Source organism: Enterobacter cloacae complex sp. IR5403 (assembly GCF_049238705.1).
GTDB lineage: Bacteria > Pseudomonadota > Gammaproteobacteria > Enterobacterales > Enterobacteriaceae > Enterobacter > Enterobacter hormaechei_C.
In genome coordinates this window covers 81,177-108,127 of record NZ_JBMKHP010000002.1, presented here as the reverse complement: position 1 = coordinate 108,127, position 26,951 = coordinate 81,177, and the positions used below count along the sequence as shown (strand labels likewise).

The following is a 26,951-nucleotide window of genomic DNA, read 5'->3' as shown; positions in this document are numbered from 1 at the left end:
CAGCAATCTAAATTAGCTATACAAAAAAAGGCTGGCAAGTACGAAATGACTTACCAGCCTTGTTTTTATTGGCGCTCTTTGCGCGAGGTCACTATTTTGCGGTTACAACCTGCATTCCGGACGGTTCATTTTGCAGTGCGAGAGTCAGAACTTCCTCAATGCGTTTCACCGGATGGATCTGCAAATCGGCAATAACGTTGTCCGGAATCTCTTCCAGATCGCGTTTATTCTCGTAAGGGATCAATACGGTTTTGATCCCACCCCGGTGGGCCGCCAGCAGTTTTTCTTTTAACCCGCCGATAGGCAGTACCTGACCACGCAGCGTAATTTCACCGGTCATGGCCACATCAGCACGAACCGGGTTCCCTGTCAGGCAGGAAACCAGCGCCGTACACATGGCAATACCCGCGCTTGGGCCATCTTTCGGCGTCGCCCCTTCCGGAACGTGAACGTGAATGTCGCGTTTTTCGTAGAAATCCGGGTTGATACCCAGTTTTTCCGCGCGCGCGCGCACCACGGTCAGCGCCGCCTGGATGGACTCCTGCATCACTTCACCCAGTGAACCGGTGTAGGTCAGCTTGCCTTTGCCCGGGACACAGGCGGTTTCGATGGTCAGCAGATCGCCACCCACTTCCGTCCATGCCAGACCGGTCACCTGGCCAACGCGGTTTTCGTTATCCGCGCGACCATAGTCGAAGCGCTGAACGCCCAGGTACGCATGCAGATTGTCGCCGTTAATCACGATGTGCTTCAGGCTCTTATCCAGCAGCAGCTGTTTCACCGCCTTACGGCACAGCTTAGAGATCTCACGCTCGAGGCTACGCACGCCCGCTTCACGGGTGTAGTAACGAATAATGCCAACAATGGCGCTGTCCTCAACGGTCAGCTCGTTAGCCTTCAGCGCGTTACGCTCAATCTGCTTCGGCAGCAGGTGCTGTTTAGCAATGTTCAGCTTCTCGTCTTCGGTATAACCGGAGAGACGGATCACTTCCATACGGTCCAGCAGCGGCGCAGGAATGTTCATGGAGTTGGAGGTCGCCACGAACATCACGTCGCTCAGGTCGTAGTCGACTTCCAGATAGTGATCGCTGAACGCGACGTTCTGCTCTGGATCAAGCACTTCCAGCAGCGCCGACGCCGGATCGCCACGCATGTCTGACGACATTTTGTCGATCTCATCGAGCAGGAACAGCGGGTTTTTGACGCCCACTTTCGCCATCTTCTGGATCAGCTTGCCCGGCATGGAACCAATATAGGTACGACGGTGGCCGCGGATTTCCGCTTCATCACGCACGCCGCCCAGCGCCATACGGATGTACTTACGCCCGGTCGCTTTGGCGATGGACTGGCCCAGAGAGGTTTTACCCACCCCTGGAGGCCCTACCAGGCACAGAATTGGGCCCTTGATTTTGTTCACACGGCTCTGTACCGCGAGGTACTCAAGAATGCGGTCTTTCACGCGTTCCAGGCCGTAGTGGTCGGTATCGAGGATTTCCTGGGCCTGACGCAGGTCTTTTTTGACCTTGCTGCGGGCATTCCACGGAACCTGCACCATCCACTCAATGTAGCCGCGTACAACGGTCGCTTCCGCCGACATCGGAGACATCATTTTCAGCTTTTGCAACTCAGCTTCGGCTTTCTCTTTCGCCTCTTTCGGCATCTTCGCCGCGTCGATCTTACGCTTCAGCGCTTCGTTTTCATCCGGCGCATCGTCCATCTCGCCGAGCTCTTTCTGAATGGCTTTCATTTGCTCGTTCAGATAGTACTCACGCTGCGATTTTTCCATCTGCTTTTTGACGCGGTTGCGAATGCGCTTCTCAACCTGGAGCAGATCGATCTCCGACTCCATCATCGCCATCAGGTATTCCAGACGTTCGTTAACGTCGGACATTTCCAGCACGGACTGTTTGTCAGCCAGCTTCAGCGGCATGTGCGCAGCGATGGTATCCGCCAGACGTGCAGGATCGTCGATGCTGTTCAGCGACGTCAGCACTTCAGGTGGGATTTTCTTATTCAGCTTGATGTAGCCTTCGAACTGGCTGATCGCGGTGCGTACCAGCACTTCCTGTTCGCGCTCATCAAGTTCCGGTGAATCAAGGTACTCTGCCTTCGCAGAGAAGTGCTCGCCATCGTCTGACAGAGTGGTAATACGCGCACGCTGTAAGCCTTCCACCAGCACCTTCACGGTGCCGTCTGGCAGCTTCAGCATCTGCAAAATAGAGGCCACGGTCCCGACGGTGAAAAGATCGTTTACACCCGGCTCATCCGTTGATGCTTCCTTCTGCGCGACCAACATGATTTTTTTATCATGATCCATGGCGGCTTCGAGGCAACGGATAGATTTTTCCCGCCCTACAAATAAGGGTATGACCATGTGCGGATAAACCACCACATCGCGCAACGGCAATACGGGGATTTCAATGCGTTCAGAACGCTCAGGATTCATAGAGCTCTCTCTTAGTTTAGTGTCCGCCAGGTAAACTGGTCATGTAACTGTGCTTCACACAACCATTAACATGTAATCCAGTATATGGGGATGTTTCCCATACATTCAACGCCATGAATACGGAAAAAGTAAAGGGGAGATAAAATCCCCCCTTTTTGATTAACTGATTGTATGAAATGGTGAATTATTCGCCAGATGCCTGCTGCGCTTCCGGTTTACCGTAAATCAGTAACGGCTTGGTCTGGCCACCAATGACGGACTCGTCGATCACAACTTTTTCGACGTCTTCCATAGAAGGAAGATCGTACATCGTGTCGAGCAATGCTGCTTCTACAATAGAACGCAGGCCACGGGCACCGGTTTTACGCGCCATCGCTTTCTTGGCAATCGCGTCCAGCGCTTCGTCACGGAACTCCAGCTCAACGCCTTCCAGATTAAACAGCGCCTGATACTGCTTGGTCAGCGCGTTTTTCGGCTCTTTCAGGATCTGAATCAGCGCGTCTTCGCTCAGTTCGTTCAGGGTCGCCACAACCGGCAGACGGCCGATAAATTCCGGAATCAAACCGAATTTGATCAGATCTTCCGGCTCAACCTGCGCCAGCAGCTGGCCTTCGTTTGGTTTTTCAGACGTGGCTTTCACCGTTGCGCCAAAACCAATGCCGGAGCCGGTTTCCACACGGTGAGAGATCACTTTATCCAGGCCTGCAAACGCACCACCGCAGATAAACAGGATCTTGGAGGTATCAACCTGCAAGAATTCCTGCTGCGGATGTTTACGCCCACCCTGCGGTGGAACAGCCGCAACCGTACCTTCGATCAGCTTCAGCAGCGCCTGCTGCACGCCCTCGCCCGAGACGTCACGGGTGATCGACGGGTTGTCTGATTTACGGGAGATTTTGTCGATCTCATCGATATAGACGATCCCGCGCTGGGCTTTCTGTACGTCGTAATCGCACTTCTGGAGCAGCTTCTGGATAATATTTTCAACGTCTTCACCCACATAACCGGCTTCGGTCAGGGTGGTGGCATCCGCCATGGTGAACGGAACATCCAGCAGGCGCGCCAGCGTTTCCGCCAGCAGGGTTTTACCAGAACCCGTAGGCCCGATCAGCAGAATGTTACTTTTGCCCAGCTCTACGCCATTGCTGGTATCGCCGTTACGCAGACGTTTGTAGTGGTTGTATACCGCCACCGCCAGCACTTTTTTCGCCTGCTCCTGACCAATGACATAGTCGTCCAGGTGGTGGCGAATCTCGTGTGGCGTTGGTAACGCGCTGCGCTCACGGTGCGGCGCGACTTCTTTAATCTCTTCGCGAATGATGTCGTTACATAAATCGACGCATTCGTCGCAGATATACACGGACGGCCCGGCAATCAGTTTACGCACTTCATGCTGGCTTTTGCCGCAAAAAGAGCAGTACAGCAGTTTGCCCGAACCATCTTTGCGTTTATCTGTCATGAGTCCAAACCTCTTTTTAAGTTCTATGTGCCGCACATGACGACGCAAATGCCATTCTCAGACGCAAGCTGCTTACAGGCAACGTGCCGCCCTACCTTAGTATAGCGGCACACTCGCGTCGCGGGCATCAATTACGATGGGTCAAAATGGAGTCGACTAAGCCGTACTCAACTGCCTCTGGTGCAGAGAGGAAGCGATCGCGCTCGGTATCGCGCTCGATCTGCTCGAGAGGTTGACCCGTATGCTGCGCCATAAGTTCATTCATGCGCGCTTTTACTTTCAGAATTTCTCGGGCGTGGATTTCAATATCCGTCGCCTGGCCCTGGTAACCACCCAGCGGCTGGTGAATCATCACGCGGGAGTTAGGCAGGCAGAAACGCTTACCTTTCGCCCCTGCGGTTAACAGGAAAGCCCCCATGGACGCCGCCTGCCCCATACAGATGGTGCTGACATCCGGCTTGATGAATTGCATGGTGTCGTAAATAGACATGCCCGCCGTAATCACACCGCCCGGCGAGTTGATGTACAGGTAAATGTCTTTTTCCGGGTTTTCCGCTTCCAGGAACAGCATCTGCGCCACGATCAGGTTAGCCATATGGTCTTCCACCTGGCCGGTCAGAAAGATAACGCGTTCCTTGAGCAGACGGGAATAGATATCGAAAGAACGCTCACCGCGTGAGGTCTGTTCAATAACCATTGGCACCAGCGCCATATGGGGTGCAAAGTTATCTCGTTCGCCACTGTATGACATTTCCGTCTCCTGGTTCAAAATTGAAAACACCTGCTGTACTGATTGTAACCTTATGGACGGATTATCAGCCAGTCTCAATCATCGTGATTACATACTAATGGGGGTCGCCATGCCCTATTTCAAGCATAACAACGTTTTGTTGTAACGCTAACACTGAAAGGGCGTTTTAGCACCCTTCCAGGACTAAAGCTGTGATAAAAAAAACCCGTCGCCGGAGGGCAACGGGTTTTTTGTTCAAACTTTAAACCGTTGGGGCGAAATTACGCCTGCTGGTTCATCAGTTCGGTGAAAGAGGTCTCTTTTTCGGTCACTTTCGCTTTCGCCAGTACCGCTTCAACAGCCTGCTCTTCCAGCGCGACGTTGCGCATGTTGTCCATCAGCTCTTTGTTCTTACCGTAGAACTCGATCACTTCTGATGGATCTTCGTATGCAGAAGCCATCTCTTCGATCAGGCCTTTCACACGCTCTTCGTCAGCTTTCAGCTCGTGGGTACGAATCACTTCGCCCAGCAGCAGGCCAACAACAACGCGACGTTTCGCTTGCTCTTCGAACAGCTCGCGTGGCAGTTCCATCGCTTGCTGCTGGTTGCCACCGAAGCGCTGTGCAGCCTGACGGCGCAGAACGTCGATTTCGCTGTCGATCAGGGCAGCAGGAACGTCGATGTCGTTCGCTTTCACCAGACCTTCAATCGCCTGAGACTTCACGCGGTTACGTACAGCGCCGTTCAGCTCGCGCTCCATGTTTTTACGCACTTCGGTACGCAGGCCCGCAACAGAACCATCTTCCACGCCGAAACGCTTGATGAATTCTTCAGTCAGTTCTGGCAGTTCGCGCTCTTCCACTTTCTTCAGGTTGATAACGAACTTCGCTGCTTTACCTTTCAGGTTTTCAGCGTGGTATTCTTCAGGGAAGGTCACGTCGATGGTGAACTCTTCGCCCGCTTTGTGGCCTTTGATACCGTCTTCGAAGCCTGGGATCATACGACCCTGGCCCATCGCCAGTACGAAATCAGACGCTTTACCGCCTTCGAACTCTTCGCCGTCTACAGAACCGGTGAAGTCGATGGTTACGCGGTCTTCCGCGTCAACAGCGCCTTCTTTCTCTTTCCAGTTCGCCTGCTGCTTACGCAGGGTATCCAGCATGCCGTCAACGTCTTCGTCGGTCACGGAAACGATCGGTTTTTCAACTTCGATAGATTCCAGACCTTTCAGCTCAACTTCCGGGTACACTTCGAACTCTACGGAGTAGGTGAAGTCTTCGCCCTGCTTGTATTCGCCTGGAACGTAGTTCGGCGCGCCGGCTGGATTGATTTTTTCTTTGATGATCGCGTCGATAAAGTTGCGGCTCATCAGTTCACCCAGCACATCCTGACGCACGGAAGCGCCATAACGCTGAGCAACAACATTCATTGGTACTTTGCCCTTGCGGAAGCCGTCAATACGTACTTTTTTTGCTACGTTGACCAGCTCGCTTTTCACAGCAGTTTCGATGCTGTCAGCAGCGATAGTAATCGTTACACGGCGGCCAAGGCCTTGAGTGGTTTCAACTGAAACTTGCATCTTGTTACCTCAAAAAAATCACAGTGCTCGGTCAACTCTGAATCTGTCTGTTATACCGGGATGCTCTCTTATGTGCAGATTCACATTCCCTGTCGCCAGAATCATCCCGAAGACATTCAATAAGACGCGGCATTATAGCGGCATCACTTAGGTGAGTCGAGAACGGTTGGAGCATGTTGCTGCGGCTTTTTTCACACTTTAAGGCTATTTTTAGCCTTAAAAACGCGCCATCCGCTCAAAAATCAGACAAAACAAAACGGCCCGAAGGCCGTCTTGACGAAATCTGTAAGCAACATACTGGAAAAACTCCGGCGGTTGCAAATCCGATTTATCAGGCGATGGAGCCTGCACCCCGACAAGGCGGTGATGCGAATACCGTATCCTGTAGCCCTTCCCATTCCTTAATGGTGTAGGTATGCAGCGCCAGCGCATGTACGGTTGTGGAGAGTTCTTCCGTCAAGGTGCTGTAGATCAAGCGGTGTCGGTTCAGGAAACGTTCTCCCGTGAAGCGATCGCTGACCAGAACCACTTTAAAGTGGCTTTCAGAACCTGCCGGCACGTTATGACGATAGCTTTCGTCGACAACTTCGAGAAACACAGGGTTGAACGCTGCCCTTAATTTTTCTTCTATCTGTTCACGTATCATCATGAAATCACTCCTCCGACAACGCTAAGATGTCACCCATCCCTTTAAATATTAGCCGCTTTTACCGGTTCCATTACACCTTGACAACAAATATTTAGCTTTCGTCTGATTTTCTCATCCAAACGAATGAAGTTCACTATGTGGTTCATACGTTTTGTCCCTTACAGGCAGAGAAAAGCGGAAAGGTGGTCAGTTTTCGGACAAGGCGATGAATTTACATGCGTTGACCACTTCCCCTGGCCGTTGGCGATGTTATGATGGCGGCAATTTTTCTCTCTTTGCTTACGATTCGTTGAGAACCCGAAAATGTTAAAAAAACTCTTCTTTCCGTTGGTAGCACTCTTTATGCTCGCCGGCTGCGCGACTCCGCCGACGACCATTGACGTTTCACCAAAAATTACCCTGCCTCAGCAGGATCCAAGCCTGATGGGCGTCACGGTCAGCATTAATGGCGCCGATCAGCGTCAGGACCAGGCGCTGGCGAAAATGACTCGCGACAACCAGCAGGTCACGCTGACCGCCTCCCGCGACCTGCGCTTCCTGTTGCAGGAAGTGCTGGAGAAACAGATGACCTCCCGTGGCTACATGATTGGCCCAAGCGGCGCGGTTGATCTGCAAATCATCGTGAACAACCTGTACGCTGACGTCTCCCAGGGTAACGTTCGCTACAACATTGCGACCAAAGCCGATATCGCCATCATCGCTACCGCGAAGAACGGCAACAAAATGAACAAAAACTACCGTGCAAGCTATTCCGTTGAAGGCGCATTCCAGGCCTCCAACAAAAATATCGCTGACGCGGTTAACAGCGTGCTGACTGACACCATTGCCGACATGGCACAGGACACCAGCATTCACGACTTCATCAAGCAGAACGCCCGTTAATCCTGCTGACTGACCCGGTGCTTCACCGGGTCAGTTCATAAAAACATGTCCAGTCACTACTTAAGTATTTTCCAGCAACCGAAATCAGCTATTCTGCTGATCCTTGGTTTCGCCTCCGGTTTACCCCTTGCGCTCACCTCCGGCACGTTACAGGCGTGGATGACGGTTGAGAACATCGATCTTAAAACCATTGGTTTCTTCTCGCTCGTCGGCCAGGCTTACGTCTTTAAGTTCCTGTGGTCGCCGGTGATGGATCGCTATACCCCACCGTTCCTCGGGCGCCGTCGCGGCTGGTTAGTGATGACGCAGGTGCTGCTGTTGCTGGCCATTGCCGCAATGGGTTTCCTTGAGCCGTCAACACAGCTGCGCTGGATGGCCGCGCTTGCGGTGGTCATCGCCTTCTGCTCCGCTTCGCAGGACATTGTTTTTGACGCCTGGAAGACGGACGTCCTGCCAGCAGAAGAGCGTGGCGCCGGTGCGGCAATCAGCGTGCTTGGCTACCGCCTGGGTATGCTGGTTTCCGGCGGGCTGGCCCTCTGGCTTGCCGATCGCTATCTCGGCTGGCAGGGAATGTACTGGCTGATGGCCGCTCTGCTGATCCCCTGCATTATTGCCACGCTATTCGCGCCTGAACCGAGCGATGTGATTCCGGTCCCCCGCTCGCTGGAGCAGGCCGTCGCCGCACCGCTCCGTGACTTCTTTGGTCGCAATAATGCCTGGCTTATCCTGCTGCTGATTGTCCTTTATAAGCTCGGCGACGCTTTCGCCATGAGTCTGACCACCACCTTCCTGATCCGCGGCGTCGGATTTGATGCGGGCGAGGTTGGCGTGGTGAACAAAACCCTGGGGCTGTTTGCCACGATCGTCGGCGCGCTGTACGGCGGCGTATTGATGCAGCGCCTGTCGCTGTTCCGTGCTCTGCTGATCTTTGGCATCCTTCAGGGCGCATCGAATGCCGGTTACTGGCTGCTGTCGATCACCGACAAGCATATGATCAGCATGGCGACGGCGGTATTTTTTGAAAACCTGTGTGGCGGTATGGGCACTGCGGCATTTGTCGCCCTGCTGATGACGCTGTGCAATAAGTCATTTTCCGCCACCCAGTTTGCGCTGCTCTCTGCCCTTTCTGCCGTCGGTCGCGTATACGTTGGCCCCGTCGCGGGCTGGTTTGTTGAAGCCCACGGCTGGCCGACGTTTTATCTCTTCTCAGTGGTGGCGGCCGTGCCGGGGATTTTATTGCTGCTGGTCTGTCGCCAGACGCTGGAATATACCCAGCGGACGGAACACTTCATGCCGCGCACGGAATATCAGGCTGCCTATCGGTTTGCCCTGCGTCTGCTGATGGCTGGTTGTCTTGCGCTGGTAGTGTGGCTCGCGGTACTCATCATGAATGCGACGACCACCTTGTCGCTTCCTTTTGAAACCCACCTGCTTGATGCTGGCGTGTTTCTCGCCATCGTGGGTATCCTGACCGGTGGGTTGCTGGATTTCATGTCACTGCGGAAAACGCAGATGACATGAAGTAAAAAGCGAAAGGTTATTTCCCGTTGTAATAACGACACGAAATTATAACGGTGAAATAACCGCCATCGGCAAAAAAAATATTTGTTGTTTTGTGCGGGATAGCATTCGGAAATTATTGGAGCTTATTTCGCTACGCTATTTTCCGTTAAACGATTCAGCATTCGAAAGATTGAATTTTCGTTTTTTAGTTGTCTTTTTATTGATAATTAATTGTTAATTATTTGTGTATTTTCCGCAATGGTTATACCAATTGTCCCTTTTGCGGTATGCTGGGACACCCTTTCGTTATAACGCCCACTCCGTGCGGCTTCCCTCTGGAAACGCGACATAATTTGCAACACTTGTGACATGTGCGGCAGAACCCGGTAACACCTTCCTGACACAGGGCTAATGATGTTTACAGTAATGTAACCTTCCCGTAAAATGCCCCCACACTTTAAACGCCACCAGACTCCCGTGGAATTGAGGTCGTTAAATGAGACTCAGGAAATACAATAAAAGTTTGGGATGGTTGTCATTATTCGCAGGCACTGTATTACTCAGTGGCTGCGATTCTGCACTACTAGACCCCAAAGGACAGATTGGACTGGAACAACGTTCATTGATACTGACGGCTTTCGGCCTGATGTTGATTGTGGTTATTCCTGCCATCTTGATGGCTGTTGGTTTCGCCTGGAAGTATCGTGCGAGCAATAAAGATGCGAAGTATAGCCCTAACTGGTCACACTCCAATAAAGTGGAAGCTGTGGTCTGGACGGTACCTATTCTGATCATCCTGTTCCTTGCTGTACTGACCTGGAAAACCACTCACGCACTTGAGCCGAGCAAACCGCTGGTTCACGATGAAAAACCTATTACCATTGAAGTGGTCTCCATGGACTGGAAATGGTTCTTCATCTATCCAGAACAGGGCATTGCTACCGTGAATGAAATCGCCTTCCCGGCGAACACTCCGGTTCAGTTCAAAGTGACCTCCAACTCCGTAATGAACTCCTTCTTCATCCCACGTCTGGGCAGCCAGATTTACGCGATGGCCGGTATGCAGACTAACCTGCACCTGATCGCGAATGAAGCAGGCACCTACGACGGTATCTCCGCCAGCTATAGTGGCCCGGGCTTCTCGGGTATGAAGTTCAAAGCTATCGCTACGCCAGACCGCGCGACTTTCGACCAGTGGGTTGCAAAAGCGAAGCAGTCTCCAAACACCATGTCTGACATGGCGGCGTTCGAAAAAGTGGCTGCACCTAGCGAATACAACAAGGTGGAGTACTTCTCTAACGTGAAACCGAATCTGTTCAAAGACGTTATTGGCAAATTTATGGATCACGGCATGAGCATGGACATGACCCAGCCTGAAGGCGAGCACAACACGCACCAGGGTATGGAAGGCATGAACATGAGCCACGCGGAAACCGCTCACTAAGGGGCCGAGGAAGAAAATGTTCGGAAAATTGACACTGGATGCAGTGCCCTACCATGAACCGATTATTATGGTTACGGTGGCTGCAATTATCATTGGTGGCGCGGCCTTAGTTGGCCTGATCACTTACTTCGGTAAGTGGAGCTACCTGTGGAATGAGTGGCTGACTTCGGTTGACCACAAAAAACTCGGTATCATGTACTGCATCGTCGGTATCGTCATGTTAATTCGTGGCTTTGCGGATGCAATCATGATGCGTAGCCAGCAGGCGCTTGCGTCTGCGGGCGAAGCCGGCTTCCTGCCGCCGCACCACTACGATCAGATCTTTACCGCCCACGGCGTTATCATGATCTTCTTCGTGGCGATGCCGCTGGTAATTGGTCTGATGAACGTGGTCGTTCCGCTGCAAATCGGCGCGCGCGACGTTGCGTTCCCGTTCCTGAACAACCTGAGCTTCTGGTTCACGGTTGTCGGCGTTATCCTGGTTAACCTGTCACTGGGTGTGGGCGAATTTGCTCAGACCGGCTGGCTGGCCTATCCGCCGCTGTCGGGAATTGAGTACAGTCCGGGCGTGGGCGTTGACTACTGGATTTGGGCGCTTCAGCTCTCCGGTGTCGGTACCACCCTGACCGGTATCAACTTCTTCGTGACCATCCTGAAGATGCGTGCACCAGGAATGACGATGTTCAAGATGCCAGTATTTACCTGGGCATCTCTGTGCGCCAACGTCCTGATTATCGCGTCGTTCCCAATTCTGACCGTCACCATCGCGCTGCTGACCCTGGATCGCTATCTGGGTACCCATTTCTTCACGAATGATATGGGTGGCAACATGATGATGTACATCAACCTGATTTGGGCCTGGGGTCACCCGGAAGTGTACATCCTGGTTCTGCCGGTGTTCGGTGTGTTCTCCGAAATCGCGGCAACCTTCTCGCGTAAACGTCTGTTTGGTTACACCTCTCTGGTGTGGGCAACCGTATGTATTACCGTTCTGTCGTTCATCGTCTGGCTGCACCACTTCTTCACCATGGGTGCGGGCGCCAACGTAAACGCCTTCTTCGGTATTACCACCATGATTATCGCGATCCCGACCGGGGTTAAGATCTTCAACTGGCTGTTCACCATGTACCAGGGCCGTATCGTGTTCCACTCAGCCATGCTGTGGACCATCGGCTTCATCGTGACCTTCTCCGTAGGTGGGATGACCGGCGTACTGCTGGCGGTACCGGGTGCTGACTTCGTTCTGCACAACAGTCTGTTCCTGATTGCGCACTTCCATAACGTTATCATCGGTGGCGTGGTCTTCGGCTGCTTCGCTGGTGTGACCTACTGGTGGCCAAAAGCGTTCGGTTTCACCCTGAACGAAAAATGGGGTAAACGCGCGTTCTGGTTCTGGATCATCGGCTTCTTCGTGGCGTTTATGCCGCTGTACGTGCTGGGCTTCATGGGGATGACCCGTCGTCTGAGCCAGCAGATCGATCCGCAGTTCCACCCAATGCTGATGATTGCAGCGGGCGGCGCAGCGCTGATTGCCTGCGGTATTCTGTGCCAGCTGATTCAGTACTACGTGTCTATCCGTGACCGTAACCTGAACCGCGATCTGACCGGTGACCCGTGGGGTGGCCGTACGCTGGAGTGGTCTACCTCTTCTCCACCTCCGTTCTATAACTTTGCCGTAGTGCCGCACATTCACGAGCGTGACGCATTCTGGGAAATGAAAGAAAAAGGTGAAGCGTACAAGCAACCTGAACATTACGAAGAGATCCATATGCCGAAAAACAGCGGTGCAGGCATCGTGATTGCCGCCTTCGCAACGGTATTTGGTTTCGCAATGATCTGGCACATCTGGTGGATGGCGATTGTTGGCTTCGCTGGCATCGTAATCAGCTGGATTGTGAAGAGCTTTGACGAGGACGTGGACTACTACGTACCAGTCCGTGAAGTTGAAAAGCTGGAAAACCAGCATTTTGACGAGATTTCTAAAGCGGGGCTGAAAAATGGCAACTGATACTCTGGCGCACTCAACTGCCCACGCGCATGAACATGCGCACCATGATACAGGACCGACGAAAGTCTTCGGTTTCTGGATCTACCTGATGAGCGACTGCATCCTGTTCTGCTGTCTGTTCGCAACCTATGCCGTTCTGGTGAACGGCACAGCGGGCGGCCCGACCGGTAAGGACATCTTTGAACTGCCGTTCGTTCTGGTTGAAACCGCACTGCTGTTATTCAGCTCCATCACCTACGGCATGGCGGCTATCGCCATGTACAAAAACAACAAGAGCCAGGTTGTCTCCTGGCTGGCGTTGACCTGGCTGTTTGGTGCTGGCTTTATCGGGATGGAAATCTATGAATTCCATCACCTGATCATGGAAGGTTTCGGCCCGGATCGTAGCGGCTTCCTGTCAGCGTTCTTCGCGCTGGTAGGCACCCACGGTCTGCACGTGACCTCGGGTCTGATCTGGATGGCGGTGCTGATGTTCCAGATCTCCCGTCGCGGCCTGACCAGTACTAACCGTACCCGTATTATGTGCCTGAGCCTGTTCTGGCACTTCCTGGACGTGGTATGGATCTGTGTGTTCTCTGTTGTCTATCTGATGGGGGCGATGTAATGAGTCATTCTAACGATCATGGCGCTTCCCACGGCAGCGTAAAAACCTACATGACAGGTTTCATCCTGTCGATCATTCTGACGGTGATCCCGTTCTGGATGGTGATGAACGGTTCTGCATCTAAGCCGGTTATCCTGGGCGCAATCCTGGTGACCGCGGTGATTCAGATTCTGGTGCATCTGGTTTGCTTCCTGCACATGAACACCAAGTCCGATGAAGGCTGGAACATGACGGCCTTTATCTTTACCGTGATTATCATCGCTATCCTGGTAGTCGGTTCCATCTGGATTATGTGGAACCTTAACTACAACATGATGGTTCACTAAGAGCGGCGAGTATGTTTAAGCAATACCTGCAAGTCACGAAACCAGGCATCATCTTTGGCAACCTGATCTCCGTAATCGGAGGGTTCCTGCTGGCCTCTAAGGGCAGCATTGATTACACCCTCTTTATTTACACGCTGGTCGGTGTGTCACTGGTGGTTGCGTCCGGTTGTGTATTTAACAACTACATCGACATGGATATCGACAAGAAGATGGAAAGGACCAAAAATCGGGTGCTGGTTAAAGGCCTGATTGCTCCTTCCGTCTCGCTGGTGTACGCCACCTTGCTGGGTATTGCTGGCTTTATGCTGCTGTGGTTTGGTGCTAACCCGCTGGCCTGCTGGCTGGGGGTGATGGGGTTCGTGGTGTATGTGGGCGTCTACAGCCTGTATATGAAACGTCACTCCGTCTACGGCACGCTGATTGGTTCTCTCTCCGGCGCTGCGCCGCCGGTGATTGGCTACTGCGCCGTCACGAACGAGTTCGACAGCGGTGCGCTGATCCTGCTGGCTATCTTTAGCCTGTGGCAGATGCCGCACTCCTACGCCATCGCGATTTTCCGCTTTAAGGATTATCAGGCGGCGAACATTCCGGTTCTGCCGGTCGTGAAAGGCATTTCGGTTGCCAAAAACCACATCACGCTTTACATCATCGCTTTTGCCGTGGCAACGCTGATGCTCTCTCTGGGCGGTTACGCCGGATATAAATATCTGGTGGTAGCAGCTGCGGTGAGCGTCTGGTGGCTCGGCATGGCCCTGCGCGGTTACAAAGTGGAAGATGACAAGGTCTGGGCTCGCAAGCTGTTTGTGTTCTCGATTGTCGCCATCACCTCCCTGTCCGTGATGATGTCCGTAGACTTCATGGTGCCTGATTCACAAAACCTGCTGACTTACGTCTGGTAAGAAGACTGAAGTAAAAACGCCGGGTTTAACCCGGCGTTTTTTTATGGGTACGGCGTAACCCCTTTCTTTAACAGTATATTGCCGTATTTCGCGGTCTCGCCCGTCACCACAATGGCGTACGCTTTCTGTGCCCGCGCATAAAACGCATAACGGTCAATACGCGTAATCCCCTCCCCTTCCGCCTCACCAAAGAGTGCGTTGCGATAGCGCGCTTCGACCTGGATATCGAGCGTATCCCCGTCGACAGGGGCCATCATCACCAGCGGTGGCGCATAGCTGTCCAGTTCAAACAGCGGTATCACCGCGGCCAGCAAATCGCTGATGAGCAGGCCATCTGCGCGGATCGTCTTTGGCCCCAGGCTGTGTGCGGGAAAGTGAGCATCTGCAAAAATAATCTCGTCACCATGACCCATCTCTGCCAGCGTTTTCAGCAGCTCGGGTGAAATCAGAGGGGATATCGTTTTAAGCACAAGGTTGCTCCTCAGGATAGAAATAACGGTAACGATAGTGGACCCGATCGCGAGCAGCCTCAGCGCTGGCCGTTTCTCCGACGCCCCACCATCCGTACAAAGACGCCCCCAGCACGGTCGTATCAGCCTCTTCAAGAACCTTCACCGGGATCCCAAGCGCATTGGACTTGAGCTGATTCCACAGCATATTGCGGCTACCTCCCCCCACCAGCAGGAGTTCACACGCCTTAAATTGCGCGATCGCCTCCAGCGCCAGGCATTTTTCTTGCAGATGCACCGTGAGTCCTTCCAGGGCTGCGCGGTAAAAATGGGCTGGCGTGGTGGTGAGCGTAACGCCCTGCCAGCCGGCGAGTGGAGAGTCGAGCAGTTGGGTATTCATCGTGACGCCATCCGCGCCGTTCGGAATTGCCGCCGCCTGAGCCAGAATAGTGTCCCAGTCGGTACCAGGCGACCAGAACAGCGCGCGGATCCACTCCAGTACGCCAGACGCCAGATATTGCATTCCCGGATTATAGAGCCCCGTCCGGCTATCCAGTTCGCAGGTCGCGCCCGGGTATTGCCCCAGCAAAGCGGTATCAACCTGCGTGGTGCGCGCCATTAAAATCTCCCAGGTACCCGAAGAGAGAACTGGCTCATTAATTCCCGCTCCGGCGCCAAAAAGGGCAAACTGCGTGTCGTGCCCGGCGGAGATCACCGGCACACCGCAAGGCAATCCGAGCCTGGATGCAGCGTCGGGCCGCAATTCACCAATCCTTTCTCCGGGGGAAACCAGCGGCGGGAAAAGGGAATGAGGCACGCCGATCTTGCTTAAGATCGTTTCGCTGAAGCGCTGCCGATGCAGATCGAACATCTGACTGGTACCGGCCATCGTGAGATCGGTCGTCATCTTTCCGGTCAGGCGATGGTTGATTAGCGAGGAGATAAAAAGCCAGGCGTGAGCACGCTGTAACAGATCGGGACGGTTGTCCTGAAGCCAGCCTAGCTTATACAACGTGTTGAAACTAAACTGCCCAACGCCGGTGATCTGCTGTAGTTCTGCCGGGGAGCATGAACGGGCAACCGCTTCCATCACCGGCACGGTTCGCGGGCACTTCCAGCTGATGATCGGGTAAAGCAGTTCTCCCCGCTCATCTACCAGTGCGCCATCCACGCCAAAGGTCGTCACACTCATTCCGCACAGGTGATGCTCGCTCAGCGCTGCGCTGATTTTCTGACAACAGACGGCAAACCGTTGCATGATGGCGTCGAGCGACCACTGGTGCCAGGCCGGATTTTCAGCGGCGCTTTCGCTTTCGTTCGCCACTGCGGCGCGCGCCACAATATTCCCTTCGGGATCCAGCGCAATGGCGCGCACGTTCGTCGCGCCACAATCGAGAACCAGAAAACATTTTTTCATCGCGGTCCCCACAGGCTGCCAGCCCGCCGGAGCAGGCTGGCAGGCCGGATTAATGTTTGTATAACGGTCCGTAATTTTCACAGGCGCGGTAATCCTGCCCTTCCGGATCCATACCGTGAGCGCCCCAGGCCGTCGGCCGATAAATCAGCGCCTCCGGTACGTTATGCATGCATACAGGGATGCGCAGCATGGACGCCAGGGTGATGAAATCAGCGCCGACGTGCCCGACGGTTAATACCCCGTGGTTAGCGCCCCAGTTCGCCATCACTGAATAGACGTCGCTGAACGGGCCTTTACCGGTCAGGCGTGGGGCAAACCAGGTGGTGGGCCAGGTTGAATCGGTGCGCTTATTCAGAATGTCATGTACGTGTTCCGGCAGCTCAACACTCCAGCCTTCCGCTATCTGTAATACCGGACCCACACCCTTGATGAGGTTTACGCGGGTCATGGTAAATGGCACGCCACCCCGGGTGAGGAAGTTTGATGAGAAACCGCCCCCGCGGAAGTATTCATGCACCGCCGGACACCAGTGGGTTGCGGCCAGGCACGCGTTGGCTTCCTGCTCAGTAATGTCCCAGTGTGGTTTCAGGGTCGGTTTCCCCTCGGCGTCTTTCTGCTCCGCTGTACCGTCCAGCGCCGCCGAGCCGGAGTTGATCAGATGAATAATGCCGTGCTCAGCCCGTCCAGTGAGCTTCTGGCCGGTAACACGCTCAACCGACTCCGGCGACCAGTAGGTGCGTACATCAGCAAAAATCTGCGCGGTGCCGGTCATCAGATGCCCAAACAGCATCGCTACCCCGTTAAGGCTGTCATTTTCCGTCGCCACTACCAACGGCTGGCGAATACCGTTCCAGTCGAAAGAGCTGTTCAGCAGCGCCTCTGCGGTATCGCCATTTGGATACTGATCCGTCCAGTGGCGCTGCCCCTGGAAACCGGACGCAATGGCGTTATAGCCCAGCGATTCCTCCACGCGGCCCATCGCAGCGAGTTTAGGGTTGCCCTGCATCATGTCGCGGATGCACATCGCCATTAGCAGGCTCTCCCGCAGGATCGCGGCATTTTCCTGTTCATTGCGACGATAATGCTCTGCGTTTTTATCCTCGCCGAAACGGAAATGTGCCTTCGCCCAGCTCAGGGCCAGCTCAAGTTCTTGTTCGTCGTAAATCTTATGATCGATGCGGCGACGCAGTTCGGTCATATCCACCGCCTGCACCTTCATCCCCAGCCAGGATTCAAAGAAGTTGTGATCGACAATCGAGCCCGCGATCCCCATTGAGACCCCGCCCACCGACAGATAACTTTTCCCCTTCATGCTGGCGACCGCCAGGCCCGCCCGGGCGAAGCGCAACAATTTTTCCTCAACGTCTGCCGGGATGGTCTCGTCGCCCGCATCCTGTACATCGTGGCCGTAAATGGAAAACGCCGGGATCCCTTTCTGGTTATGCGCTGCCAGCGCCGCTGCGAGGTATACCGCCCCCGGACGCTCGGTGCCATTAAAGCCCCAGATCGCTTTCGGGCGCAGCGGATCCATATCAATGGTTTCACTCCCGTAACACCAGCAGGGGGTGATGGTGATCGTCAGACCAACGTGGCACGTGCTGAACTTCTCTTCGCAAGCGGCGGATTCCGCCATTCCGGCAATGCAGCTGTCGGCAATTACGCACTCTACGGGCGTACCGCAGGGGTGGCGTAATTTTTCACTGAGTAGCGCCGCCGTGGCTTTCGCCATGTTCATGGTCTGCTCTTCCAGAGACTCACGTACGCCCATTCGGCGGCCATCAATAACAGGTCGAATGCCAATCCGGGGTAACGCTTTTATCGTTTTCATAGCCCTTCCTCACGTTGGTTAACCTCTCCGTCTCAGGGGCATAGCCGTGAAAAAGCGCCCGGGCAGCACCGTGAACGGAAAGCGGTGAAATTTGCTAACTCGAATTAGCTTAGGGTTCTCACTAAAAATGAGACAAGATAAATGTGCAGAATCTGTGAGCAGTTTCACGATGAGAGGTCAAAATTCGATCAGCGTCAGGTATTACGATTCAGCAAAAACTAAACATACCGTTTAAATTCAATTAAATAACAAAATACCTTTGCACGACGTCACAATTTGAATACAAATGATTTGGCTAAATTATGACCCTAAAATAGCTTTTAAGGACGAAAGCTAAGTCGAGTTAGCTTAATAACTAAATCACTGTGGCTTGTGATTCATTGCCTTTCCAACACAGGAATTTTGCAATGTCAGAGACTCTTATTCAGATGACGCGCATCACCAAACGCTTTCCCGGCGTGCTGGCGCTGAATCAGGTTGATTTCGATTTACGCCGCGGCGAAGTTCATGCCCTGTTAGGTGAAAACGGTGCCGGCAAATCGACGCTGATGAAAATATTATCCGGTGTTTACCAACCCGATTCCGGTGAAATTCGCTTTGAAGGGCAATCCGTATCATTCAGCGATCCGCTAAGTGCTCAGCACGCAGGTATTACGATTATCCATCAGGAATTTAATCTCTTTCCCGATTTAACCGTGGAAGAGAATATCTTTATTGGCCGTGAATTCTGCAAAAATAGTCGCTGGCAGTTAGATAAACGCGCCCAGCGACAGGCGGTTGAGAAAATACTGCACACGCTGAATTTAAAAATCGCCCCGGACGCCCGCGTCAGTGAATTAACCGTAGCCCAGCAGCAGATGGTGGAAATTGCCAAAGCGATTTCGGTCAATGCCAAAGTGCTAATAATGGATGAACCCACCGCCGCGCTGACCGAAAGTGAAATCGAGAGTTTATTTGACGTCACGCGGATGCTCAAGGCTCAGGGCACGGGGATAGTCTACATCTCGCACCGTCTGGAAGAATTGGCGCTGATCGCCGATCGCGCGACCGTCATGCGCGACGGACAATACATCGCCACCGTAGATTATGAAACGGTTCAGATCGGCGAGCTTATCGCCATGATGGTTGGCCGCAATCTCGATAACATCTACCCAAAACGCCCGCCGCATCAGCGCAGAGAAAAAGTGCTGGAGGTGAACGGCCTGACGCGAAATGGTGTACTGCACGACATCAACTTTACCCTCTGGCGCGGTGAGATCCTCGGCCTCGCTGGCTTAATGGGCGCAGGCCGAACGGAACTGGGCCGGGCCCTGTTTGGCGCCGATGCGATCGACGCCGGTACCCTGACGCTGAACGGCACCCCCACACGGATTAAAGACGTGGCTGACGCCATTGAGAAAGGCATCAGCTATTTAACAGAAGACCGCAAAAAAGAGGGACTCGCCCTCGGCCTTTCCGTTGAGATGAACATTTTGCTCGGCAATTACCCGGACTACGCCGGCGCCGCGGGTAATGTCGATGAAAAACGCTGCCGGGAGTCCAGCCAGAAACTGGTGGATGCGCTGCGAATAAAAACGCCGCATCTGGAACAGGCGGCACTGAATTTAAGCGGCGGTAATCAACAGAAGATCATTATTGCCCGCTGGGTCTGTAAAGATACCGATATTTTAATTTTTGATGAGCCAACCCGGGGAATTGATGTTGGCGCCAAGCTGGAAATTTATGAACTAATGAACCGCCTTGTCGCTAAAGGTAAATCGATCATCATGATTTCATCCGAACTGCCGGAAGTATTAGGAATGTGCGACCGCATACTTGTGATGCGCAGCGGCCACATTGCCGGCGAAATAGAGGCTGAGCACGCCACCCAGGAAAAAATCATGCAATACGCCACGCTGGAGGATTAATCATGTCCGTTACCGTTCCATCGCCGCAAAGCGGAAGTCATACGATGAAAATAAATAAAGCGCTCCTGATGCGTCTGGCGCCTCTTTTTAGCCTGGTATTGCTGGTTCTGTTTTTCAGCTTCAGCTCACCGTTCTTCTTTAATACTGAAAATATCATGACTATCGCCCTGCAAACGGCGGTGATTGGCATCATGGCCATTGGCGTAACCTTTGTGATTATTACCGCCGGGATCGACCTGTCGCTCGGATCGGTGGTGGCGTTCTCAGGGGTTGCGGTGGGCATCGCCGCCGGGTTTGGTATGCCGCTGCCGGTCTGTATTCTGGCAGGCGTGCTCGCCGGCGGGCTTTGCGGCTATGTGAACGCGTTTCTGGTCACCAAAATGACCATACCACCGTTTATTGCCACCCTCGGCTTAATGATGTCGGTACGCGGCATCAATATGGTGATGACCGATGGCCGCGCGATTTATTTTTCTGACTACCCGCAGTTCAAGTTGCTAGCGCAGGGTCGCCTGTTCGACGTCCTGCCTTACCCGGTGTTCTACCTGGTCATCGTGGCACTGATCGCCATGTGGATCCTGAAGAAAACGGTGATGGGCCGCTATATCTACGCTGTCGGCAGCAATGAAACGGCGGCACATCTTTCCGGGATCAAAGTCCAGCGAGTGAAAATTTTCGTTTACGCCTTATGCGGCCTGTTAACCGGCGTGGCCGGGGTGATCCTCGCCTCTCGTCTCAATTCAGGCCAGCCAACCGTAGGCGTGGGTTATGAGCTGGAAGCCATTGCGGCGGTAGTGATCGGCGGTACCAGTCTGATGGGCGGCGTGGGCACGATTGGCGGCACCATCATAGGCGCGTTCATTATGAGCGTGCTGAAAAACGGCCTCAATCTCATGGGCGTGTCCCAGTTCTGGCAGATGGTGGCGATGGGCGTGGTCGTCGTTGCCGCCGTCTACCTGGACACGTTACGTAAAAGAATGCGTTAGGTTCTCGATACAACAAGCCCTGCCAACCCTACAACGGAGCAAAATAATGAAAACCAGCCATATCCTGAGCGCCCTGTCGCTCGTTGCCATCCTGTCCAGCAGCGCGCTGGCAAAAGATTTAAACCTGCCGGTAGTCAGTAAAGGTTACCAGCACGAATTCTGGCAGACGGTCAAAATGGGGACGGAAGCTGCCGCAAAAGAGTTGGGTGACAAAACCAGCTACGTTGGCCCTGCCGATGAAACGCAAATCGCCGAGCAGATCCAGTTAGTCGAAAACACCATGGCACAAAAGCCAAACGGCCTGTTGCTGGCCGCGCTTGATGCAAACGCCCTTGCCCCGCTGGTCGAAACCGCCAACAGCCGGGGGATCAAAGTGGTGACCTTCGACTCGGGCGTGAACTCCGATATCCCGGCCAGCTTTGTCGCCACCAATAACCGTAAGGCGGGCGCACAGGCTGCGGATGCGCTGGCGGAGCAGGTAGGCCAGAAGGGGAAAGTGGGTATTATCGCCCACGTAGCCGGAACGACGTCCGCCATTGAGCGCTCTGAAGGATTCAGCGAGCGAATGAAAGAGAAGTACCCGAATATTCAGGTACTGCCGGTGCAATATAGCGATGGCGACCCGCAAAAAGCGATGGATAAAACCATTGATATGGTTCAGGCCAACCCGGATATCGCCGGTATTTATGCCACCAACGAAGGCTCAACCCTGGGCGTTGCGAACGCTATCGACAGCCAGAATCTGAAGGGCAAAGTGAAAGTCATCGGTTTTGACAGCACCGAAGCCATCATTAACTTCCTCAAAAACGGCGTGATTCAGGGCTTCGTGGTGCAGGACGCGTACCAGATTGGTTATCAGGGCATAAAGGCGCTGAACGCGGTGATTTCCGGACAGACGGTGGCTAAAGAAATTGATATTCCAGTGAAATATGTCAATGCGCAGAATATCAACACCCCTGAAATTGATAAACTGTTACATCCGTTTGGTAAAAAATAAGGAAGTTCATGATGAGTGACGGCTATTTCCTCGGGGTCGATGTGGGTTCAGCCAGCGTTCGTGCTGGGGTTTACTCTGCGCAAGGCGAGCGTTTGAGCTTCGCGACCCGTCCGATTTCGCAGTTTCACGCCAGCAACGCGCGCGTGGAACAGTCCTCCGCGGAGATCTGGCAGCAGGTTTGCGCGGTGGTGCGGGAAGCCGTCGACTCCTCTGGGATCTCACCCGACGCCATTCGTTCGATTGGCTTCGACGCCACCTGCTCGCTGGTCGCGCTGGATGCTGAGGGTAACGGCCTGAGCGTGTCCCCCGACAGTCCGGCATCGCAGGACATCATTATGTGGATGGATCATCGTGCTCACGAAGAAACCGTTCGCATCAATGCCACACGCGATCCGGCCCTGTGCTACGTGGGCGGCGAGGTGAGTATTGAAATGGAACTGCCAAAACTGCTGTGGTTGCAGCGACATCATCCTGAAACCTGGAATCAGGCCTGGCGCTTTTTCGACCTTGCCGATTTTCTGGTCTGGAAAGCGACGGGCCAGGACGCCGCCAGCCTGTGCACCCTCACCTGCAAATGGAACTACCTTGCGCATGAGGCGCAGTTCAGCGAATCGCTGCTCAGGGAGGTGGGGCTGGAGACCTTACTGACAAAAATTCCCGATACTATTCTGGACGTCGCTGAATGCGTCGGGAAACTCAGCCCACAGGCAGCGCAAGCTCTGGGGTTGCCCGAAGAGGTGGTTGTGGCAAGCGGCATGATCGATGCCCACGCGGGTGGCGTGGCGCTGACGGGCTCACACCCGGAGGGCACGCTGGCGCTCATCAGCGGAACCTCGAACTGCCATATGCTTGCCAGTCAGACGGAGATCCATACGCCCGGCGTCTGGGGGCCTTACTGGAGCGCCATGCTGCCGGGCTACTGGCTGACGGAAGGCGGGCAAAGTGCTGCCGGGGCGCTGGTCGACTGGACGTTGCGCGAGCACGGAGCCAGCGCAGACCTGTTTGCAAAAGCAGAAGCGGCGCAACGCCATCCGGTGGCGCTGCTCAACGACTGGGTAGCCGCACTTGAACAGGAAGAAAAATATCCCACCCGCAACCTGCACATTCTGGCCGATCACCACGGCAACCGCTCGCCGCGTTCGCGTCCGGATGCTCGGGGCAGCGTGGTCGGTCTGACATTAGAAACAGGTGAACGTGCGCTGGCGAGGCTCTACCTGGCCACGCTACAGGCCATAGCCTATGGCACACGACATATTATGGATACCCTGAAACATCACGGGCACACCTTGTCGCGCATTGTCATTTGTGGAGGAGCCACCCATAACCGGCTCTGGCTGCGGGAGTATGCCGATGCCACGGGCTGCGATATTCATCTCTTAGCCGAAGAAGATGCCGTCACTCTCGGCGCGGCCATTTGCGGCGCTGTGGCGAGCGGTGCATGGGCAACGCTCACCGATGCCACCCGGGAAATGGTCAAAGCCGGCGACATCATCACCCGTCGGCCGGAAACCGCGGCTTTCCACCGGCAAAAATATGAGGCGTACCTGATGCTGTGGACCCAGCAGCAGGCGCTTAATCTCCTGATGCAGCAGGAAATGTAATGGCAGGATGCGTATGCTTTATCAGCAGTTTTTTACGTACGTTAAGGATTGAGGCGTAGCGATGGCCAAAACAGTTGAACAGATAGCGAAGGATCTGAATTTATCCGTCACCACCGTGCGGCTGGTACTGAGCGGGAAAGCCGAACAGTATCGGATCAGCGTGAAAACACAGTCCCGAATTAATGAACACGTCGAGCGCTTCGGCTATATCCTCAACCATTCGGCGCGCAGTCTTAAGCTAAACAAAACCGAGACGCTGGGGCTCATCGTGCCCAACATCTCGAACGTGTTCTTTGCAACGCTCGCCGAGAAACTCGAACTGCGCTGCCGCCGTTCGGGCTACCAGCTGATGATCAGCTGTACTTACAACGATGTGGATTACGAAAACAAGCTGGTAAAAGCCCTGATGGCGCGCAACGTGGACGGCTTGTTTATCGTTCCCTCAACGCTGGAAAACCAGCAGCATCATTTGCGGCAGATCCAAAAACCACTGGTGCTCCTCGACCGGGATTTTGGCTTTACTGACAACGCGCTGGTTGAGAGTCATAACGAGGCCGGGGGGGATGAACTGGCCCGCAACATGCTGGCAGAGAGAAAAACGCCGCTCTGGTTCCTTGTGGGCGATACCGCACTGCCCAGTATTACGGACCGTCTGAACGGCTACTTACAGGCCCTGAAAACAGCCGGTATTCACCATCGCGAGTGGGTCATCGAAGGGCCGGACAATACGCCGGAGGGCGGATATGCCCTGATGGATTCGCTTATCGACAGCCAGGGTGTTCCGCAGGCATTTATCGCCTCATCGTTACCCGTTCTGGAAGGGGCAATCGAAGCCCTGCGGACGCGTACCGGCACCGTGCCCCAACACATCAATATCGGCACCTTCGATGAGCACCCCATGCTGGGGTTCCTGCCTAACAGCGTCTGGTCCATGCAGCAGGATGAAGATACCTGGGCGGAAAAAGCGTTTGAACTGATGCAGCGAGCCATCGACGGCGAAGCGGTCAACGAGACGGCGAAAGTCGATATGAAGCTGGTCAAACGTTCCCGCCAGTAAAAATAAAACTGTACCCGGAGAATAAAAAATGGAACGAGCCCGATTAGCCAGAGACATTATCGACACCTGCCTTGAGATGACCCGCATGGGGTTAAATCAGGGCACCGCCGGCAATATCAGCGTTCGCTATCGCGACGGCATGCTGATTACGCCGACCGGAATTCCCTACGAGCATCTGACCGAAGAGAGTATCGTCTATGTAGATGCACAGGGGCGACACGAAGAAGATAAACTGCCCTCCAGCGAATGGCGTTTTCATCAGGTTGTGTATCAGACCCGCCCGGATGCTAACGCCGTCGTCCATAACCATGCGGTTAACTGTACCGCCGTCTCGATACTCAACCGCCCCATTCCTGCTATTCACTATATGATTGCCGCCGCCGGGGGAAACTCCATTCCCTGCGCCCCTTACGCGACCTTCGGGACGCGCGCGCTGTCAGAGCATGTCGCGGTCGCGTTACGCGATCGCAAAGCGACGCTCTTGCAGCACCACGGCCTGATAACCTGCGAAGAAAATCTTGAAAAGGCACTGTGGCTGGCGCAGGAGGTAGAGGTGCTGGCAAAACTCTACCTGACCACGCTGGCGATAGTGGATCCCGTTCCGGTACTCAGTGACGATGAAATTGCCATTGTTCTTGAGAAATTCAAAAGCTACGGATTGCGCGTCGAGGCGTAATTTTTTTATCCGGGGGTGCTTTTATCACACCCTCGTAATATCTCTTAAACAAACACCTATTTACCGCACTTATCACCCCGCCTAAACTATGGCCTGCTTTTTGGTAGAGGTGGTAATGAACGATTATAAAATGACGCCAGGCGAACTGCGTGCGACCTGGGGTTTAGGGACTGTTTTCTCGCTGCGGATGCTTGGCATGTTTATGGTCCTGCCCGTTCTGACCACATATGGCATGGCGTTACAGGGCGCCAGCGAAGCGCTGATCGGTCTGGCGATTGGTATCTACGGTCTGGCGCAGGCGATATTCCAGATCCCCTTTGGCCTGCTCTCCGACCGCGTGGGTCGCAAACCGCTGATTGTCGGCGGGCTGCTGGTGTTTGTACTTGGCAGCATCATCGCCGCCCTCTCCCACTCCATCTGGGGAATTATTCTTGGGCGCGCCCTGCAAGGTTCCGGGGCGATTGCCGCCGCCGTGATGGCGCTGCTGTCAGACTTAACCCGCGAGCAAAACCGCACCAAAGCCATGGCGTTTATCGGCGTCAGCTTCGGGGTCACGTTTGCCATTGCCATGGTGCTGGGGCCTGTCATCACTCATGCGCTCGGCCTGCACGCCCTGTTCTGGATGATTGCGGGGCTGGCGACCATCGGGATCGCACTCACGCTGTGGGTTGTGCCTGACAGTAAAAACCATGTCCTGAACCGTGAATCCGGGATGGTGAAAGGCTGCTTCAGCAAAGTCATCGTCGAGCCGCGCCTGCTTAAGCTGAACTTCGGCATTATGTGCCTGCACATTCTGCTGATGTCCACCTTCGTCGCCCTGCCCGGTCAACTTGCCGCAGCCGGTTTCCCGGCGGCAGAGCACTGGAAAATTTATCTGGTCACAATGCTGATCTCGTTTGTCTCCGTTGTGCCCTTCATTATTTACGCCGAAGTGAAGCGCAAAATGAAACGCGTCTTCGTGGGCTGCGTGGCGTTACTGCTGATTGCCGAGATTGTGCTGTGGGGCGCCGGCCCGCATTTCTGGGAACTGATCGCCGGCGTACAGCTGTTCTTCCTGGCGTTTAATCTGATGGAAGCCCTGCTGCCGTCGCTTATCAGCAAAGAGTCTCCGGCAGGATACAAAGGCACCGCGATGGGCATTTACTCCACCAGCCAGTTTCTCGGCGTGGCGATCGGCGGGTCGCTCGGCGGCTGGGTGGACGGTCTGTTTGACTCCCAGACCGTTTTCCTCGCCGGTGCGCTGCTGGCGATGCTCTGGCTGTTTGTTGCCAGCACCATGAAAGAGCCGCGCTATGTAAGTAGCCTGCGGGTAGAAATTCCCGATGACGTGGCAATCGGTGACGCCTTAAAACAGCGTCTGGAAGCGACAGAGGGCGTGAGCGAAGTGCTGATTGTCCCGGAAGAGCGCAGTGCGTATGTCAAAATTGACAGCAAAGTGACTAACCGCTTTGAGGTGGAGCAGGCGCTGAAGGCCTGAAAAAATGCCCGGTTTAGCCGGGCATG

General features: G+C 54.2%; 22 protein-coding genes. 14 read left to right on the top strand and 8 right to left on the bottom strand.

Features of this window, described 5'->3' with window-relative positions; translation table 11 throughout:
* Nucleotides 1–91 precede the first annotated feature (91 nt).
* The 5 genes from lon to bolA all read right to left on the bottom strand — a co-directional run bounded on the left by lon (nt 92) and on the right by bolA (nt 6,864).
* Complete coding sequence (gene lon, locus ACOTW6_RS03485; RefSeq protein WP_006809878.1) at nt 92–2,446, bottom strand: endopeptidase La; 2,355 nt, start codon at nt 2,444–2,446, stop codon at nt 92–94.
* A 184-nt stretch (nt 2,447–2,630) separates the two neighbouring features.
* Nucleotides 2,631–3,905, bottom strand: a complete 1,275-nt coding sequence (gene clpX, locus ACOTW6_RS03480) for an ATP-dependent protease ATP-binding subunit ClpX (protein ID WP_006809879.1) — start codon at nt 3,903–3,905, stop codon at nt 2,631–2,633.
* 127 nt (nt 3,906–4,032) lie between these two features.
* Complete coding sequence (gene clpP, locus ACOTW6_RS03475; protein WP_006809880.1) at nt 4,033–4,656, bottom strand: ATP-dependent Clp endopeptidase proteolytic subunit ClpP; 624 nt, start codon at nt 4,654–4,656, stop codon at nt 4,033–4,035.
* Between the two features lie 260 nt (nt 4,657–4,916).
* Entirely contained in the window at nt 4,917–6,215 is a 1,299-nt protein-coding gene (tig, locus tag ACOTW6_RS03470) for a trigger factor (protein ID WP_015571277.1), read from the bottom strand.
* 331 nt (nt 6,216–6,546) lie between these two features.
* Nucleotides 6,547–6,864, bottom strand: coding sequence for a transcriptional regulator BolA (bolA, locus tag ACOTW6_RS03465; protein ID WP_047051135.1), 318 nt, complete (start codon nt 6,862–6,864; stop codon nt 6,547–6,549).
* 303 nt (nt 6,865–7,167) lie between these two features.
* On the opposite strand from bolA, the gene ACOTW6_RS03460 reads away from it, so the two are divergent.
* From ACOTW6_RS03460 to cyoE, 7 genes are all read left to right on the top strand, one after another.
* The gene (locus ACOTW6_RS03460; RefSeq protein WP_062932298.1) at nt 7,168–7,746 is read left to right on the top strand and encodes a lipoprotein; all 579 of its coding nucleotides are present in this window, start codon (nt 7,168–7,170) and stop codon (nt 7,744–7,746) included.
* A gap of 45 nt (nt 7,747–7,791) precedes the next feature.
* The gene (gene ampG / locus ACOTW6_RS03455) at nt 7,792–9,267 is read left to right on the top strand and encodes a muropeptide MFS transporter AmpG (protein ID WP_213788941.1); all 1,476 of its coding nucleotides are present in this window, start codon (nt 7,792–7,794) and stop codon (nt 9,265–9,267) included.
* A gap of 478 nt (nt 9,268–9,745) precedes the next feature.
* Entirely contained in the window at nt 9,746–10,693 is a 948-nt protein-coding gene (cyoA, locus tag ACOTW6_RS03450) for a cytochrome o ubiquinol oxidase subunit II (protein ID WP_062932300.1), read from the top strand.
* 16 nt (nt 10,694–10,709) lie between these two features.
* Nucleotides 10,710–12,701 carry a cytochrome o ubiquinol oxidase subunit I gene (gene cyoB, locus ACOTW6_RS03445; protein ID WP_022650473.1) on the top strand — a complete coding sequence of 664 codons (1,992 nt, stop codon included), beginning with the start codon at nt 10,710–10,712 and terminating at the stop codon, nt 12,699–12,701.
* A complete protein-coding gene (locus ACOTW6_RS03440) occupies nt 12,691–13,305 on the top strand; it encodes a cytochrome o ubiquinol oxidase subunit III (RefSeq protein ID WP_003859057.1) in 615 nt (204 codons plus the stop codon). Before cyoB ends, ACOTW6_RS03440 begins: the two co-directional genes overlap by 11 nt.
* Entirely contained in the window at nt 13,305–13,631 is a 327-nt protein-coding gene (locus ACOTW6_RS03435) for a cytochrome o ubiquinol oxidase subunit IV (RefSeq protein ID WP_006809888.1), read from the top strand. The genes ACOTW6_RS03440 and ACOTW6_RS03435 overlap by 1 nt, the downstream gene beginning before the upstream one ends.
* 11 nt (nt 13,632–13,642) lie before the next feature.
* Complete coding sequence (cyoE, locus tag ACOTW6_RS03430) at nt 13,643–14,530, top strand: heme o synthase (protein WP_003859062.1); 888 nt, start codon at nt 13,643–13,645, stop codon at nt 14,528–14,530.
* 41 nt (nt 14,531–14,571) lie between these two features.
* Here the strand turns inward: cyoE and fucU are convergent, their stop codons facing one another.
* The 3 genes from fucU to fucI are packed head-to-tail and all read right to left on the bottom strand — an operon-like array spanning nt 14,572 to nt 18,224.
* Complete coding sequence (gene fucU, locus ACOTW6_RS03425; protein WP_022650472.1) at nt 14,572–15,000, bottom strand: L-fucose mutarotase; 429 nt, start codon at nt 14,998–15,000, stop codon at nt 14,572–14,574.
* Entirely contained in the window at nt 14,993–16,396 is a 1,404-nt protein-coding gene (fucK, locus tag ACOTW6_RS03420) for an L-fuculokinase (protein WP_213788944.1), read from the bottom strand. The genes fucU and fucK overlap by 8 nt, the downstream gene beginning before the upstream one ends.
* A gap of 49 nt (nt 16,397–16,445) precedes the next feature.
* Nucleotides 16,446–18,224, bottom strand: coding sequence for an L-fucose isomerase (gene fucI, locus ACOTW6_RS03415; RefSeq protein ID WP_062932301.1), 1,779 nt, complete (start codon nt 18,222–18,224; stop codon nt 16,446–16,448).
* 407 nt (nt 18,225–18,631) lie between these two features.
* Here fucI and ACOTW6_RS03410 point away from each other — a divergent pair, with 407 nt between their 5' ends.
* From ACOTW6_RS03410 to ACOTW6_RS03380, 7 genes are all read left to right on the top strand, one after another.
* Nucleotides 18,632–20,131 (top strand): sugar ABC transporter ATP-binding protein, encoded by a 1,500-nt coding sequence (locus ACOTW6_RS03410; RefSeq protein ID WP_213788942.1) that lies wholly within the window; start codon nt 18,632–18,634, stop codon nt 20,129–20,131.
* Nucleotides 20,132–20,133: 2 nt separating this feature from the next.
* A complete protein-coding gene (locus tag ACOTW6_RS03405; RefSeq protein WP_017383183.1) occupies nt 20,134–21,117 on the top strand; it encodes an ABC transporter permease in 984 nt (327 codons plus the stop codon).
* Nucleotides 21,118–21,163: 46 nt separating this feature from the next.
* A complete protein-coding gene (locus ACOTW6_RS03400) occupies nt 21,164–22,114 on the top strand; it encodes an ABC transporter substrate-binding protein (protein ID WP_000858088.1) in 951 nt (316 codons plus the stop codon).
* A gap of 11 nt (nt 22,115–22,125) precedes the next feature.
* Nucleotides 22,126–23,715 (top strand): FGGY-family carbohydrate kinase, encoded by a 1,590-nt coding sequence (locus ACOTW6_RS03395; RefSeq protein WP_062932302.1) that lies wholly within the window; start codon nt 22,126–22,128, stop codon nt 23,713–23,715.
* Between the two features lie 61 nt (nt 23,716–23,776).
* Entirely contained in the window at nt 23,777–24,772 is a 996-nt protein-coding gene (locus ACOTW6_RS03390) for a LacI family DNA-binding transcriptional regulator (RefSeq protein WP_062932303.1), read from the top strand.
* A 28-nt stretch (nt 24,773–24,800) separates the two neighbouring features.
* Nucleotides 24,801–25,448, top strand: a complete 648-nt coding sequence (gene fucA, locus ACOTW6_RS03385; RefSeq protein ID WP_023296022.1) for an L-fuculose-phosphate aldolase — start codon at nt 24,801–24,803, stop codon at nt 25,446–25,448.
* Between the two features lie 115 nt (nt 25,449–25,563).
* Nucleotides 25,564–26,925, top strand: coding sequence for an MFS transporter (locus tag ACOTW6_RS03380; RefSeq protein WP_062932304.1), 1,362 nt, complete (start codon nt 25,564–25,566; stop codon nt 26,923–26,925).
* The last annotated feature ends 26 nt before the right edge of the window (nt 26,926–26,951 follow it).